This is a genomic window from Streptomyces sp. NBC_00029, from assembly GCF_045160505.1.
In the GTDB taxonomy this organism is placed as follows: Bacteria; Actinomycetota; Actinomycetes; order Streptomycetales; family Streptomycetaceae; genus Streptomyces.
This window is the reverse complement of sequence record NZ_CP108292.1, coordinates 7821908-7836699: the sequence shown is the minus strand read 5'-3', so window position 1 is coordinate 7836699 and position 14792 is coordinate 7821908. Positions and strand designations below refer to the sequence as shown.

Genomic DNA, 14792 nt, shown 5'->3' with positions numbered 1-14792 from the left:
AAGCGCGCGGCCCCTATCTGTTACTCGATCTCGTGAAGAAGTCGCCACCATTCGGTGAATCAAGCTGCACGTCCATCACCAGAGGTGATCGTCTGCCCGTGATGGGGAGTCAACAGGATTGGGTGGAGACCTCGTTCGCATGCTTTCATCGTGCCCATCGCAGCAATCGGGCACGGCGGCCGGAATTCGGGCCGCCGGCCCCGCAGTGATGAATTCCTCCCCCCAATGAAAGGTGCGCGCCATGCGTAACGACATCGAGACCCGCGAGATCGACGACACCGAGCTGGACGCCGTCTCCGGCGGCATCATCAGCGTGTCCGGCGGCCTGGCCGGCGCCGTGACCAGCGATGTCAACAACGTCGTGGGTGTCGTGGGCTCTCTCCACACCGTCCAGGCGGCCACGGGCATCGTCTCCCACGTCCCCGGCCTCGTCACGGGCATCACCGGCGTTTCGGTGAACACCGGTCGCGCCGGTCTCTGATCGGGATATCCCGGTGAACCCCGGAGCGTCCCCCACGGCTCCGGGGTTCACCGGCGTCCCCGCGCCCCACCGATACGAATGCAGCTGAAGGAATAGTCCGTGCAGTTTCGCCAAAAGGCTCTTTCCAAGCTGCAATCGCCCGAAGAACTCGATCTGCCCGTTCGCTTCGCCCGCCCGCAGGGGCGGCTCGTCCTTGCCGTCACGGTCGTCGTCATGGCGGCCGCGAGCTTCTGGGCCCTCACGGGCACCGTGTCCTCCAAGCTGAGCGCACCCGGCATCCTCACCCGGGCCGAGGGCAGTTACGTACTGCAGACGCCGGTCGCGGGACAGGTGACCGGAGTCCTCGCCGAGGAGGGCCAGTTGCTGGCCGCCGGTGCGCCCCTGCTCAACGTCCGTACGGACCAGGGGGAACGGCCCGTGCGCGTGGTGACCGGCGGGCGGCTGACGACCCTGGTGGCCAAGGTGGGTTCGGTCGTCGCCACAGGTGCGGACGTGGCCACCGTGGAACGTGTGAAGGATCCGGAGGACCCGCTGGTGGCCGTGCTGTACGTACCGGGCGGAAGCGGCTCGGCGATCCCCGTGGGCGCCGCGGTCGACCTGAACGTCCAGTCCGTCCCGCAGCAGCGGTTCGGCATGCTGCGCGGGCGCGTCACGGCGGTCGGCCGGGCGCCCCTGACACAGGCACAGATCGGCGGCTTCCTCGGCGACGCCGCTCTCGCCGGACAGTTCTCCCGCCACGGCAGCCCGGTGGCCGTGGTCGTACGGCTCGAGCGCTCCTCCTCCACCACGTCCGGCTACCGCTGGTCCTCCGCGGACGGGCCCCCGTACGAGGTCGGGTCGAGGACACCGGTCACCGGAGCCGTCCACCTCGCCGCACAGCGCCCGGTCGACTGGCTGCTGCCGTGACCGCGCCGAAGACCGGGACGCAGGCCGGTGTGCAGACCGGTGCGCAGACGCGGGCGCCGCAGCTCCCGCCCGCCGGACGCCGCCGACACCGCCCCGAGCCGAAGGGCGGCACGCGCCGCAGGTCCGCCCCCACACCCACGTCCGCTCCCAGGGGCCGGACACCCCGCCCCGTACGCACCCCCACCGTGCTGCAGATGGAGGCGGTGGAATGCGGCGCCGCCGCCCTGGCCATGGTCCTCGGCCACCACGGACGCTTCGTCCCCCTCGAGGAACTGCGCATCGCCTGCGGCGTCTCCCGCGACGGCTCCCGCGCCAGCAACCTCCTCAAGGCCGCCCGCGGGTACGGACTGGGGGCCAAGGGCATGCAGATGGACCTGGCCGCGCTCGCCGGGGTGAGCGCCCCGGCGATCCTCTTCTGGGAGTTCAACCACTACGTCGTCTACGAGGGCACGGCCCGGAGGTTCGGTCGCAGGGGCGTGTACGTCAACGACCCCGGCAAGGGCCGCCGGTTCGTCCCGATGGAGGAGTTCGACACCAGCTTCACCGGCGTCGTCCTCACCTTCGAGCCCGGTGAGGGCTTTCGCCGCGGCGGCCGCAGGCCCGGCATCCTGGGCACCATGCCGGACCGCCTCCGGGGCACTTCGGGCACCATGGCCGCCGCCGTGGTCTCCAGCCTCCTCCTGGTCGCGGTCGGTGTGTCGGTACCGGCCCTGAGCCGGACGTACATCGACATGTTCCTCATCGGGGAGCAGACGTCCCTGCTGGGCGTCCTGTTCGCCTCGATGGCCGTCGCCCTCGTACTCACCGCGACCCTCACCGCGCTCCTGCAGGCCAACCTGCTGCGCGGGCGCATCATCTCCTCGACCCTGGGCAGTGCCCGCTTCTTCCGGCACCTGCTCAGACTTCCGGTCACCTTCTACTCCCAGCGCAACCCGGCCGACCTGGTCCAGCGCCTGCAGTCCAACGACACGGTCGCCGAGACCCTCGCCCGGGATCTGTCCGCCGCGGGCGTGGACGCCGTGGTGGTGGTGCTCTACGCGGTGCTGCTGTGGACCTACGATCCACAGCTCACGCTCGTCGGCGTGGCCGTGGCGCTGCTCAATGTGATCGCCCTGCGGGTCGCGATCCGTATGAGGGCCACCGGGACCCAGAAGCTGCGCGCCGAGAGCGCCCGCCTGACCAACACCTCCTACGGCGGTCTCCAGCTCATCGAGACGATGAAGGCCACGGGCGGCGAGAACGGCTTCTTCCGCCGCTGGGCCGGACAGCACGCGGTCACCCTCGACGTACAGCAGCGGCTCGGCGTGCCCAGTGCGTGGCTGGCGATCGTCGCACCCACGCTGGCGGCGTTCAACAGCGCGCTGATCCTGACGATCGGCGGCCTGCGGGCGGTCGAGGGCCATCTCACCGTGGGCCTGCTCGTCGCCTTCCAGGCCCTGGTCACCAGCTTCACCGCGCCGATCTCCCGGCTCGGCGGCGTCGCCGGCCGGATCCAGGACTTCGCGGCCGACGTCGCCCGTCTGCGGGACGTCGAGAACTTTCCGGTCGACCCGGTCTACGCCCGGCGCGAGCCCGCCGCCTCCACCCGACGCCTGAAGGGGCATGTGGAGCTGGACGGCATCACCTTCGGCTACAGCCCTCTGGACGCCCCGCTGTTCAAGGACTTCTCGCTCTCGGTCGGGCCCGGACAGCAGGTCGCGCTCGTCGGCGGCTCCGGCAGCGGCAAGTCCACCGTCTCCCGGCTGATTTCCGGCCTGCACACGCCCTGGGCAGGGGCCATACGCATCGACGGGATGCGGCTGGAGGACATCCCGCGCGGCGCGCTGGCCGCTTCCGTCTCCTTCGTCGACCAGGACGTCTTCCTCTTCGAGGGCACCGTCCGCGACAACGTCACGCTGTGGGACCCCTCCATCCCGGACGAGGCGGTCGTCGCCGCCCTGGAGGACGCCGCCGTGCACGAGGTGGTGGCCCGCCGCCCCGGTGGCATCCACAGCCGTGTCGAGCAGGACGGCCGCAACTTCTCCGGCGGCCAGCGCCAGCGTTTGGAGATCGCGCGGGCGCTGGTGCGCCGCCCCAGCGTCATGGTGCTCGACGAGGTGACCAGCGCCCTGGACGCGGTGACCGAGCAGACCATCATCGACAACCTGCGCCGCCGCGGCTGTGCCTGTGTGGTCATCGCCCACCGGCTGAGCACCGTGCGCGACAGCGACGAGATCGTGGTGCTCGACCGGGGCACGGTCGTGGAACGCGGCCGGCACGAGCATCTCGTCGCCGCACAGGGCCCGTACGCCTCCTTGGTCAAGGAGCACTGAGGTGACGCACGAGCACAAGCCGGGCGGGGCCCCGGACCCGGTCGTCGCGGCCCTGGGCGCACTGGGCACCCCCGTCGACCGCGCGGGCGCGGGCAGTCTGTTCCTGGAAGGCCCGCTCGTCCTGTGGCTGGTCGTCCAGGGCGAGCTGGACCTGTTCGCGGTGGACGCCGCGCAGGCCGGGCACTGGCACTTCCTGGGCCGCCTGGAGCCGGGCACGCTGCTGCTCGGTCCGGCCGAGGGCCCCGGTCACACCCTGGTCGGCCGGCCCGTGCAGGGCTGCCGGCTGCGCCGCATCGAACTGCGGGAGCTGTACCGCCCCGAGTACCCGGCGTACGGGAGCCCGATCCCCGGCGGACCGTGGTACGCCGACGAAGGGCACTACGCCCCTGCAGGACCCAGCCCCCTCGAGGACGCCTTCGCGCGCGGCATCGGCCGCGGTCTGCGCGTGCTCTACCAGGCACCGCTGGACGGCATCGCCACCACCGGGCACGGCGGAGCCGACGACGACATCCTGTGGATGCAGATCGCCCCCGGCAGCGTGCAGTACGGCGCCGCCTACGAGGCGGAGGCGGTCGGCACCCTCCTCGTCGACGCGGCGATGTGGCAGGGCATGGTCGACCAGCAGCACCGGCTGCTGTACGCCCTGGACGGCTGGATCGAACAGCTCGAGCGCGCGCACGAGGACCGCACGGCCGCCGGGATCGAGGCGGGCCGGGCGGCGCGTACCCGGGCGGACCGGACCCTGCTGGCGTCCATCGCCGGTTCCGGCCGGGACCCCCACCGGGGCGGGAGCGACGACGCGACCTTCGCCGCGTGCCGCGTCGTCGCCCGAGCGGCCGGCATCACCCTGTCCCCGCCCGGCGAGGCCGGCGCCACCCCCGAGCAGCTGGATCCCGTCGAACGCATCGCCCTCGCCTCGCGGATCCGCACCCGCGCGGTCGGGCTCGACGGACGCTGGTGGCGGGAGAACAGCGGTCCGCTGGTGGGGCGGCGCGAGAAGGACGGCACGCCGGTCGCCCTGCTGTGGCGGCGCGGCGGTTACGAAGCGGTCGAACCCGCCACCGGCAGGCGCGAGCGCGTCAAGAAGGCCAACGAGGCAGCCTTCGAACCGCGCGCCGTCATGCTGTACCGCCCCCTGCCCGACGGGCGGGTGGGCCTGCCCGCCCTGATCCGCTTCAGCGTGCGCGGCACCTTCCCCGAGCTGCGCAGCCTGATGCTCGGCGGGCTGGTCTCGGTGGTGCTGGCCGCCCTGGTGCCGATCGGCACCGGCCAGGTCCTCGGCCGGTACGTGCCGCAGGCCGAGAACGGCCTCATCGTGCAGACCGGGCTGGCACTGATCGCGGCCGGCGTCGTCTCGGCCGTCTTCATGCTGCTGCAGAACGTCTCCCTCCTGCGCATGGAGGGCCGCATCGAGGCCACCTTGCAGCCGGCCGTGTGGGACCGGCTGCTGCGGCTGCCGGCGAAGTTCTTCGCGGGCCGCTCCACCGGCGAACTGGCCGGTGCGGCGATGGGCATCAGCGCGATACGCCGCGTGCTGTCCGGCATCGGCCCGGTCTGCGTACAGGCGTGCGCGGTCGGCCTGGTGAACCTCGTACTGCTCCTCGTACACAGCGTGCCGCTGGCGATGGCGGCGCTGGCCATGCTGGTCGTCATCGGGGGGATCTTCCTGGGTCTGGGGCTGTGGCAGCTCCGCCACGAGCGCCGGCTGAACACCCTCGGCCTCCGCCTGGCCAATCAGGCCTTCCAGACCCTGCGCGGCCTGCCCAAGCTCCGCGTCGCCGCGGCCGAGAGCTTCGCGTACGCCGCCTGGGCCGGGGAGTTCGCCCGTACCCGCGACCTGCAGCAGCGCATCGGCCGGATCCAGAACCTCATCACCGTCCTCGGGGCCGTCTGCCTGCCGCTGTGCACGCTGGTCATGTTCGTGCTGCTGGCCGGCCCGGCGCGCGGCACCATGTCCGCCAGTGAGTTCCTCACCTTCAGCACCGCGCTGACGATGCTGCTCTCGTCGGTCACACAGCTGACCGGGGCGCTCATCTCGGCCGCCGCGGTGCTGCCGATGTTCGAGCAGATCGCACCGGTCCTGCGGGAGACCCCCGAGGTGGGCCGCTCCAGTACCCGGCCGGGGGAACTGACCGGTGCCCTGGAGGCCAAGAACCTGTCCTACCGCTACGGCGACGACGGCCCGCTCGTGCTCGACGACATCAGTCTCCGGGTCGTACAGGGCGAGTTCGTCGCGATCGTCGGGGCCAGCGGCTGCGGCAAGTCGACCCTGCTGCGGCTGCTCATCGGCTTCGACAGGCCCGTCGCGGGCAGCGTGCTCTACGACGGCCAGGACCTGGCCGCGCTCGACCAGGCGGCCGTGCGCCGCCAGTGCGGCGTCGTCCTGCAGAACGCCCAGCCCCTCACCGGATCGATCCTCGACTGCATTCGCGGCGCCGGGACGTTCTCGCTCCAGGAGGCGTGGGAGGCCGCGGCGATGGCGGGCCTGGCGGAGGACATCAAGGCCATGCCGATGGGCATGCACACCATCCTGTCCGACGGCGGGGGCACCGTATCGGGCGGCCAGCGCCAACGGCTGATGATCGCCCAGGCCCTCATCCGCAAGCCGCGCATCCTGTTCTTCGACGAGGCCACCAGCGCGCTGGACAACCAGGCCCAGCGCGTGGTGATCGAGTCCACCCGCGTCCTGCGGACCACCCGCCTCGTCATCGCCCACCGGCTCTCCACGGTGATGGACGCCGACCGCGTGATCGTCATGGCGGACGGGCGGATCGTCCAGCAGGGCCCGCCGGCCGGCCTGCTCGCGGACACGACCGGTCTCTTCCACGGCCTGGTCCGCCGCCAACTGCGCTGACGGACCGCCCCCTCACCGGGTGCAGCGGCTACCCGAGGCCCTCGGGTGTCTCCTCCCCGTCGGTCCACCAGACGCCCAGCCGCTGGCGGACCAGGAGCCAGCCGCCCTCGGGATCCCGGCGGAAGTCCCAGTCGTACGGACCGCCCATGGAGTAGGGCGAAGAGCCCGGCGCGCTCCCCGTCACGGCGACGAACCACATGTAGCCGATGCCCGTCGCCCGGTCCTCCTCCACCCGGAAGTCCATGTTCAGGATGTGGTGCTGCATGCTCGGGAAGTGCGCCTCCGCCTCCTCCACCTTCGCCCGGACCGCCTCCCGGCCGCGGATCTCTCCCCACGGCCCGAACTCCAGCACCGCGTCCTCGGCCCAGCACTCGATCCAGGTCCGCCAGTCCTTGCGGTCCAGCGCCCGCCAGCCGCGGATCATGAGCGCCCGCAGGGCTTCCTTGTCCTCCAGGACCCGCAGCCGGTGCAGCAGGTCCTGGTACGTCCCGGCGGGCACTACTGGGCACTCGCGGCGGGACGTACGACGATCTCGTTGACGTCGACCCCGGCCGGCTGGGCGACGGCGTAGGCGATGGCCCCGGCGATGGCGGACGCCGGCAGCGCCACGGCGCGGTAGGCCTTCATGGCCTCCCTCGCGGCAGGATCGGAGATCCCTTCCGCCAGCTCGGACTCGGTCACGCCCGGAGAGACCAGTGTGACCCGGACGGAGCCGTCCGACTCCTGGCGCAGCCCCTCGGATATGGCCCGGACGGCGAACTTGGTGGCGCAGTAGACAGCCGCCGTGGGCGACACCTCGTACGCACCGACGGAGGCGACGTTCACGAAGTGCCCGCCGCCCTGGGCGCGCATCACGGGCAGGGCGGCGGCGATCCCGTGCAGCACACCCCGCACGTTGACGTCGATCATCCGGTCCCACTCGTCGACCTTCAGCGCGTCCAGCGGCGAGAGCGGCATCACCCCGGCGTTGTTGACCATCACGTCCAGGCGGCCGTACTGCTCCCGGGCGGCGGCCACGAAGGCCCGTACATCGGCGGCGTCGGTGACGTCCAGCCGCCGGAAGGCCGCGGTACCGCCTGCCTCGTTGATCTCCCGGCTGAGCGCGTCGAGGCGTTCGGTGCGCCGCGCGCCCAGGAACAACCGGTGGCCGTCGGCGGCGAGCCGCCGGGCCGTCTCCTCCCCGATCCCGCTGCTGGCTCCGGTGATGGCCACGGCCCTGGCTTCGTTCCTCATGCTGTCCCACTCCTCGTTCGAGGCGGATGGCTCCGCCTCACCGAGTCTGGGCACACCGCTGCGGGCCAACCAGGACGCATCGCACCCTGGCAAGCGCCCGTCCCACCCCGTAGGGGCGCGTCCTGTCCTCTCCCTACCCGGTGACGCCGCCGAGCCACAGCAGGTCGCGGGCCCGGGTCATCGCCACGAAGAGCATGCTGCGCAGCAGTTCCTCGCGTTCCCGGGCCGTTTCCGGCGTCGCCGTGCCGCCTGCGGTCCCGCTGGCGAACACCGAGTCGTGCTGGGGCAGGAAGACGTTCTTGAACTCCAGTCCCTTGGCCCTGCGGTAGGTGCCCAGCTTCACCGAGTCGACCGCGTGGCCGTCGTAGTGCTCCAACTGGCATACGGAAATGCCGGCTTGAGTGAGCAGCCGCTGGTAGTGGGTGATGGCGCGCATGGAGGGGCACAGCAGGGCGGTGTCGGCGAGCGCGCCGTCCGGCAGGGAGCGCAGTGCGTCCAGGAGTTCCCTGTCATGGGCCTCCACCGTGGGCCTGGTGACGCGTACGACGTCGCCGTCGTGGTAGGTGAGGTCGACATCGCGGCGGCCCGGGGTGCGCATGCCGTCGAGGTCCTCGAAGGTGTCGTCGGCCACGACGGCGAGGGCCGCGTCCAGGATCTGCCTGCTGTTGCGGTAGTTGGTGCGCAGCACCTGGCCGCGGTCGCCGCGGATGTCGATGCCCGCGTCGGTGAGGCGGAAGCCTCCCGGGTACACGGTCTGCTGGCCGTCGCCGACGAGGAGCAGACCGTTGGGCTCATCGCCGACGAGCGCGTGCAGGAGGCGCACGCCGACGAGTGTAAGGTCCTGGACCTCGTCCACGATGACGGCCGAGTACGGGGGCCGCTCGCGCCGGCGGGTCGCTTCGGCCAGGGCGAGGGAGAGGATGTCGTTGAAGTCATGGACGCCGCGCTCGCCGCGCAGCGATTCGTAGGTCTCGTACAGTTCCCACACCGCCTGCCGGTGGGTGCGGTGGAGGCCGGCCCTCCGGCGCCGCCTGGGGACGGTCGCGTACTGCTCGAAGCGGGTGAGGCCGCGCCCCTTGATGACGTAGTCGATCTCCTCGCGCCAGTAGGTGGGGGCCGGGTCGAGCTCGGCCAGTCGGCTCCCGCGGCCGACGTGTTTCCAGGCGAGACTGAAGGCGGTCTCGGCCTTGTCCCCGTGCAGCCGCACCGGTACGCCCCGCTCCTGGAGGAAATCCTGTGCCCAGGAGTGGAGGCTGCGGAAGTCCACCCGGTCGGCGACGGCCGGGGCCATGGCCTTGAGGAAGGTGCTCTGCACACGGGGCAGGTTGTTGGCGAAGGTGACGTACAGGATGCGTCCGGTCGTCCGCCTGGCCAGGTGGGCCGCCCGGTGCAGGGCGACGACCGTCTTGCCGGTGCCCGCCGGTCCGCTGATGCGTGCCGGGCCCGACCAGTTGCGGCGTACCAGTGCGACTTGATCGGGGTGGAGGAAGGTCATCCACTGTTCGATCGGTGCTCGCATCGCCCCTTTCAGGACCGCGTCACGCAGCCCTTCGAGGTCGAACAGCCCGTCCGAGGAGGTCTGTGGGTGGCCCTCGCGCGCCGGCGACGTCATCTGCTGGTCGATCGCCGACCCCGCATAGGCCGGGAAGACCCGCTCGAGGTGGTCGGCGATCGCGCGGATCGATTCCGCGCGCAGCCTGTGCCGTTGCGAGATCAGCACGGGGCCGATCTCGTGTTCACCCAGGAGCCGTATCCGGCCGAGGTTTCCGTCGAGGCGCCGCCCGGCGAACACCATGAGCGGCTGGACCGCCACCGGTGACATTCCGAGGGATGCCACCGCACTCTCGGCGGCCTTCGTGGCGGCGAGCATCCCGGCCGCGTGTACGTCCCCCGGCTCGCCGCCGGCCGTGACGCCGATGACGAAGACACCGCCGGGTCCCACGAGCAGCATGTCCGCGTCGGCGGTCCGTGTCCCGGACCATTGCCGGTCGACGAGCAGCCGCCATCCGCGCGCGGTCAGTACCAACAGCTGGGCGAGGACCCGCTGCTCGCCCTCGCCGACCGCGTCCCGGCGCAGCGCCTGCCGACGGGCGGCCTGCCACTGCTCCCGGAGTAACCGCTCCTGCCGCCGCGCGTCCTGCGCCCGCTGCGATGCCGCCCCGCCTGTCCCCATACCCAGCCCCCTCGTACGCGGAGTGGCGATCATAGGACGGAACGCAACCACGGCGGCAGGGCGCCTGCCGGGCCTGCCGCGGAGAATGCCCTCTAGTCCTGCCAGTAGAACAGCAGGGTGCGGACGTCCAGCGGGTTGCGGCTGCCGAAGTGGTACACCCCCAGGTCGGTGACCCGGATCGAGCCGACGGCGTCGTCGATCCAGCGGAAGCCGGCCGATTCGAGGGCGCGGCGGACGTCCGGGTCCTCGTCGTGGTCGGCGGCGAAGCGGCCGAGCGTGCTGATGTGCACCTCGCCGCCGCTCTCGCCGTAGCCGATCACGTCGTACGTACCATCCCCCTGCCGGTGGGCCTCGCCGCAGGAGAGCGGCGGCTTCGGTGCGAGGCCCGCGGCGGTGAGCGCGGCCGAGGCCCGTTGAAGCCGCTCGGCCGGGTCGGCGGCCGGCGGCGGCTGCGTGCACAGGGCTTCGATCCGCCACCGCGGATCGCTCCGCTCCTCGGCCCACGGCCCGTACTCGTGGACGATCGCCGCGCGCAGCTCCTCGTCCAGGCCGCTCACCTCGACGCGGGGCCGCCCCAGTTCCTCGTACAGGTGCCGGGTCTCGGCGGTGTCATCGGTCAGCCGGTGCAGCGCGTACACGGCCCACAGCTTCGCCTCCTCGGTGGGCGCCGCTGCGAGAGCGCCGCGCAGCCGCACGGGGTCGGCCAGGAACTCCTGGGCGCGGTGGGCGACTCCCCGGTCGGGGTCCGCGAGCGCGTCGGTGACGTCCTCGCCCGCGTGGCGGCGCATGCGGACGATGACGGAGCGGTCCTCGGGCCGGGCCACGTCGAGCCGGGCGAGCACTGCCTCGGCGCCGTGGCGTGCGGTCAGTTCGTCGAGCTCCGCCTCGCCGATCTCCCGCCGGTGACGCCAGGGACCGAAGGCGAGCGTGGACAGGGCGCCCACCGCCGTGAGGTCGCCGAGTGCGCTGCGGGCCTCCAGTACCGCCTCGGCCATGCCGTACGCGCTGTCCTGGCCACGGTCCTCGTGCCGCAGCCAGGGCAGCAGTTCGGTGCGGTCCGCGAGGAGGTGCAGCAGTGCGATGCGTACGGTGCCCACGTCGCCGGTGTCCTGGAGGCAGGCGGTCAACTCGTCCACGCGCCGCTGCGGCACCCGTCCGGCCAACGCCTCCGCGCATGCCGTGCGGCGCCACCACGGCTGGCCCGCATCGAGCGCGCACTTCGCAAGGGCGTCCGCGTCGTACCCGCGCAGGCCCGCGGTGTCGATCCGCCCGACTTCCGGGCTCAGCGTCTTGATCGTCGTCGGCATCCGGGGATGCTACCCGGCAGCACCGGGCGGGCACCTTCCCGTTTCGGAGGCGCGATCGCCTCCCGTGACGCGGCGGAGCGGCCCGGGAGGCAACTCCCGGACCGCTCCACCGCGTCACGTGGGCGACGAACCCGCCCGGAGGATCCGGGCGCGGCGTGGTCGCCGGATCAGATGACGCCCTGCGCCAGCATCGCGTCCGCGACCCGCTCGAAGCCGGCGATGTTCGCGCCCGTGACGTAGTCGCCCGGGGCGCCGTACCGCTCGGCGGTCTCGTGGGCGACGGCGTGGATCGAGCGCATGATGGCGGCGAGCTCGTCCTCCACGCGCTCGGCGCTCCAGGCCACGCGGCCGGCGTTCTGGCTCATCTCCAGGGCGCTGACCGCGACGCCGCCCGCGTTCGCGGCCTTGCCGGGCCCGAACGCGACCCCGGCCTCCTGCAGGATCCGTACGGCCTCGGGAGTGGTCGGCATGTTGGCGCCCTCGGAGACCGCCTTGACCCCGCCCGCGACGAGCGTTCGGGCGTCCTGAGCGTCCAGTTCGTTCTGCGTGGCGGACGGGAAGGCGATGTCCGCCGACACCTCCCAGACCCGGCCGCCGGGCACGAACCGCGCCGAGGATCCGCGGCGCTCCGCGTACTCGCTCACGCGCCCGCGCTCGACCTCCTTGATCTGCTTGAGCAGTGCGAGGTCGATGCCCTTCTCGTCGACGATGTAGCCCTGGGAGTCCGAGCAGGTCAGCGGGTTCGCGCCGAGCTGCTGGAGCTTCTCGATCGTGTAGAGCGCGACGTTGCCGGAGCCGGAGACCACGGCGGTCAGCCCGTCCAGCGACTCGCCCCGGACCTTCAGCATCTCGGCGGCGAACAGCACGCTGCCGTAGCCGGTCGCCTGGGGCCGGATCGCGGAGCCGCCCCAGCCCTGCCCCTTGCCGGTCAGGACACCGGCCTCCCAGCGGTTGGTGATGCGCCGGTACTGGCCGAAGAGGTAGCCGATCTCACGGCCGCCGACTCCGATGTCCCCGGCGGGCACGTCGGTGTGCTCCCCGATGTGCCGGTGCAGTTCGGTCATGAAGGACTGGCAGAACCGCATGACCTCGGCGTCGGAGCGGCCGTGCGGGTCGAAGTCACTGCCGCCCTTGCCACCGCCGATGCCGAGGCCGGTCAGGGCGTTCTTGAAGATCTGCTCGAAGCCGAGGAACTTCACCACGCCGATGTCCACCGAGGGGTGGAAGCGCAGTCCGCCCTTGTACGGGCCGAGCGCACTGTTGAACTCGACGCGGTAGCCGCGGTTGACGTGGACCCGCCCGCGGTCGTCCTGCCACGGGACGCGGAAGAGGATCTGCCGTTCGGGCTCGGTGAGCCGCTCCACCAGGGCCACGGCCGGGTCGGCGTACTCGGGCCGGGCGGTGAAGACGGGGGCCAGGGTCTCGAGGACCTCCCGTACCGCCTGGTGGAACTCGGGCTGCGCGGGGTTGCGGCGCTCGATCTCGGCCCGCAGTGCTTCCAGCCTGTCCTTCGAGTCCTTCACGTGTGTCCCTCCAGGGAGTGCGCGGTGCGCAGACGACGGCAGGTCCATGGTGTCCGCGGGGCCGCGAGTACCGGTCGATTTCGAGTGCAGCGCGCGGCAAGCGCACGCTTTCGGAAAAGCTTTTCCGGAGATCGGCCCCTTTCTGGAGGCTACCCCGCACGACGCTGCTCTGGGCAAGGCTTCTGTCCCGCGGACAAAAACGTCGCGTGCGACGGTGCCCGGCGACCGCTGTGAGCCATCGTCGAGTCCGTCCACGAGGTCCCCGCCGCCGAATGGGAGCACCTCGCCCGCCCGGCCGGCCTCTACCTCTCCCACCGGTGGCTCGCCGGCGATTCGTGATCAACGAGGATTCCTCCGGCGGTGGCGGTGGGGGGCCTTGAGGGCGGGGCGGCGAGTACGGCGATCAGGCAGGCGGCGGCTTCGACACCCCACGGGAGGGACGGGGCCGGCCTCGAGCACCGGAAGACACGACCGGGCGCCCGGGCGCCCCGCCTGTCGACGCCGCGTACGGCCGGGCGCGGGCCACAGTGGGGAGATGAACGCAGACGACAGGAACGTTCTGGCCCGGGGGCGCGTGGCGACGAGGCTGCCGGCACGGGATCTGGAGCGGGCACGGCGGTTCTACGCCGAGACCCTCGGGCTGGAGCCCGTCGACGAGCGGCCCGGTGGGCTGCTGTACCGGTGCGGGGACACCGACTTCGCCCTGTTCGCGTCGACGGGATCCTCGCCCGGCACCTTCACGCAGATGGGGTGGGAGGTCGACGACCTCGAGACCGTCGTGGCCGAACTCAAGGGGCGCGGCGTGACCTTCGAACAGGTCGACCTACCGGGGCTCCGGACGGACGAAGAAGGGATCGCCGAGGTCGAGGGGAACTACCCGAGCAAGGGGGCACGGGGCGAGCGAGCCGCCTGGTTCCGTGACAGCGAGGGAAACCTCCTGGGCATCGGCGAACCCGTCACGTGATCTCCGGGGGCGGGCCCCGCCGGGACCTCAGAGGGTACGGAGCGCGCTCTCGATCGCCTCCACGATGCCGTCGTGGGCCGCCGGCGCCACCCGGAGGGCCCTTCCCACGGGAACCGGGGACTGCTCCGCGATGCGGTCCAGTACCCGAAGGAAGTTCTTGTCGGCGGTGAGGAACACCTCGCAGTCCGGCAGATAGGCGGCGTGCTGGACATCGACGGGGTTGCCGTCGGTGATCTTCATGTCCGCCTGCACCGTGTCCGCCGCCCACCGGAGCCAGTTGCGCGGCATGTGCGCCGCTTCCACCTCGTGCAGCCAGAACCGGTTGAACGCCTCGCGCGAGGCACACATGGCGCGGAGGTCGACCCGGGCACCGACCCAGTCGGCGTAGGTGGTGTCCTCGTGGGTGAGCACGGACCGGCGGCCCGTGGCGAACGCGCACCAGTACACCTCCTGGCTGTACGGCCGCCAGGCCGCGACGCCTTCGCCGTCTCCCCAGCCGGCCCGCTGCTCCGCCGTGGTCTCCTCATGGGGAGAAGTGGTGATCCGTGAGAGGTCGCGGAGATCGAACCCCACCTCGCGCATACGCTCGCGCTGCTCCTTCTGGTTGTCCACCACGAACCGCGCCGTGCGCGCAGTGCGCCGGGCCGGTTCCGTATCGCGGAACCGGTCGTGGTGCTCCACCGCCTGGCGCCAGAACCTCTTCGTCCAGTAGGTCCGCCACGTCGCCTCGCGCCCGGTGTCGGGCATGGACCGCATCCACTCCGGGTGCAGGCGGCGCACTTCGGCGACGACCTCGGCGCCCTCCCGGTCGGCCTCGCTGCGCAGCCGCTCGTCCGTCGCGGTCGTCATCGCCTCGACGATCGCCGCCCGCTTGTCCGCCCGCGGATGCTGCAGCACCTCCAGCAGAACGCTCGGCGCGGTCACCACGCGATGTCCGAGGGAACGGGCGACCTTCTTGAACCGGTCCCCCGCCCGCTCGTCCCCCAGGTACGACCAGATGTTGTTGTCGAGCATGATCCTCATGCTGCTTCCCCTCACC

11 protein-coding genes are annotated in these 14792 nt (G+C 71.9%); 5 read left to right on the top strand and 6 right to left on the bottom strand.

Going from position 1 to position 14792, the window contains the following annotated elements; genetic code table 11:
* Positions 1–241 precede the first annotated feature (241 nt).
* The 4 genes from OG753_RS36100 to OG753_RS36085 all read left to right on the top strand — a co-directional run bounded on the left by OG753_RS36100 (position 242) and on the right by OG753_RS36085 (position 6553).
* Positions 242–481, top strand: coding sequence for a hypothetical protein (locus OG753_RS36100; protein WP_327265963.1), 240 nt, complete (start codon positions 242–244; stop codon positions 479–481).
* Between the two features lie 99 nt (positions 482–580).
* Positions 581–1387, top strand: a complete 807-nt coding sequence (locus tag OG753_RS36095) for an HlyD family efflux transporter periplasmic adaptor subunit (RefSeq protein WP_327265962.1) — start codon at positions 581–583, stop codon at positions 1385–1387.
* Between the two features lie 29 nt (positions 1388–1416).
* Positions 1417–3699: an NHLP family bacteriocin export ABC transporter peptidase/permease/ATPase subunit gene (locus OG753_RS36090; protein WP_327267032.1), complete on the top strand. Its 2283-nt coding sequence runs from the start codon at positions 1417–1419 to the stop codon at positions 3697–3699.
* Position 3700: 1 nt separating this feature from the next.
* A complete protein-coding gene (locus OG753_RS36085) occupies positions 3701–6553 on the top strand; it encodes an NHLP bacteriocin export ABC transporter permease/ATPase subunit (protein ID WP_405791587.1) in 2853 nt (950 codons plus the stop codon).
* A 28-nt stretch (positions 6554–6581) separates the two neighbouring features.
* Here OG753_RS36085 and OG753_RS36080 read toward each other — a convergent pair whose 3' ends face one another.
* The 5 genes from OG753_RS36080 to gdhA all read right to left on the bottom strand — a co-directional run bounded on the left by OG753_RS36080 (position 6582) and on the right by gdhA (position 12837).
* Positions 6582–7052: a nuclear transport factor 2 family protein gene (locus OG753_RS36080; protein WP_405791585.1), complete on the bottom strand. Its 471-nt coding sequence runs from the start codon at positions 7050–7052 to the stop codon at positions 6582–6584.
* The gene (locus OG753_RS36075) at positions 7052–7786 is read right to left on the bottom strand and encodes an SDR family oxidoreductase (protein ID WP_327265959.1); all 735 of its coding nucleotides are present in this window, start codon (positions 7784–7786) and stop codon (positions 7052–7054) included. Before OG753_RS36075 ends, OG753_RS36080 begins: the two co-directional genes overlap by 1 nt.
* A gap of 133 nt (positions 7787–7919) precedes the next feature.
* A complete protein-coding gene (locus OG753_RS36070; RefSeq protein ID WP_405791583.1) occupies positions 7920–9959 on the bottom strand; it encodes a UvrD-helicase domain-containing protein in 2040 nt (679 codons plus the stop codon).
* A 92-nt stretch (positions 9960–10051) separates the two neighbouring features.
* Positions 10052–11266 carry a hypothetical protein gene (locus OG753_RS36065; protein ID WP_405791581.1) on the bottom strand — a complete coding sequence of 405 codons (1215 nt, stop codon included), beginning with the start codon at positions 11264–11266 and terminating at the stop codon, positions 10052–10054.
* A gap of 167 nt (positions 11267–11433) precedes the next feature.
* The gene (gene gdhA / locus OG753_RS36060) at positions 11434–12837 is read right to left on the bottom strand and encodes an NADP-specific glutamate dehydrogenase (RefSeq protein ID WP_405791579.1); all 1404 of its coding nucleotides are present in this window, start codon (positions 12835–12837) and stop codon (positions 11434–11436) included.
* A gap of 487 nt (positions 12838–13324) precedes the next feature.
* Between gdhA and OG753_RS36055 the strand changes: the two genes are divergently transcribed.
* On the top strand, positions 13325–13753 hold the full coding sequence (locus OG753_RS36055; RefSeq protein ID WP_405791577.1) for a VOC family protein: 429 nt from the start codon (positions 13325–13327) through the stop codon (positions 13751–13753).
* Positions 13754–13780: 27 nt separating this feature from the next.
* Here the strand turns inward: OG753_RS36055 and OG753_RS36050 are convergent, their stop codons facing one another.
* On the bottom strand, positions 13781–14776 hold the full coding sequence (locus OG753_RS36050; RefSeq protein WP_405791575.1) for a hypothetical protein: 996 nt from the start codon (positions 14774–14776) through the stop codon (positions 13781–13783).
* Positions 14777–14792 lie beyond the last annotated feature (16 nt).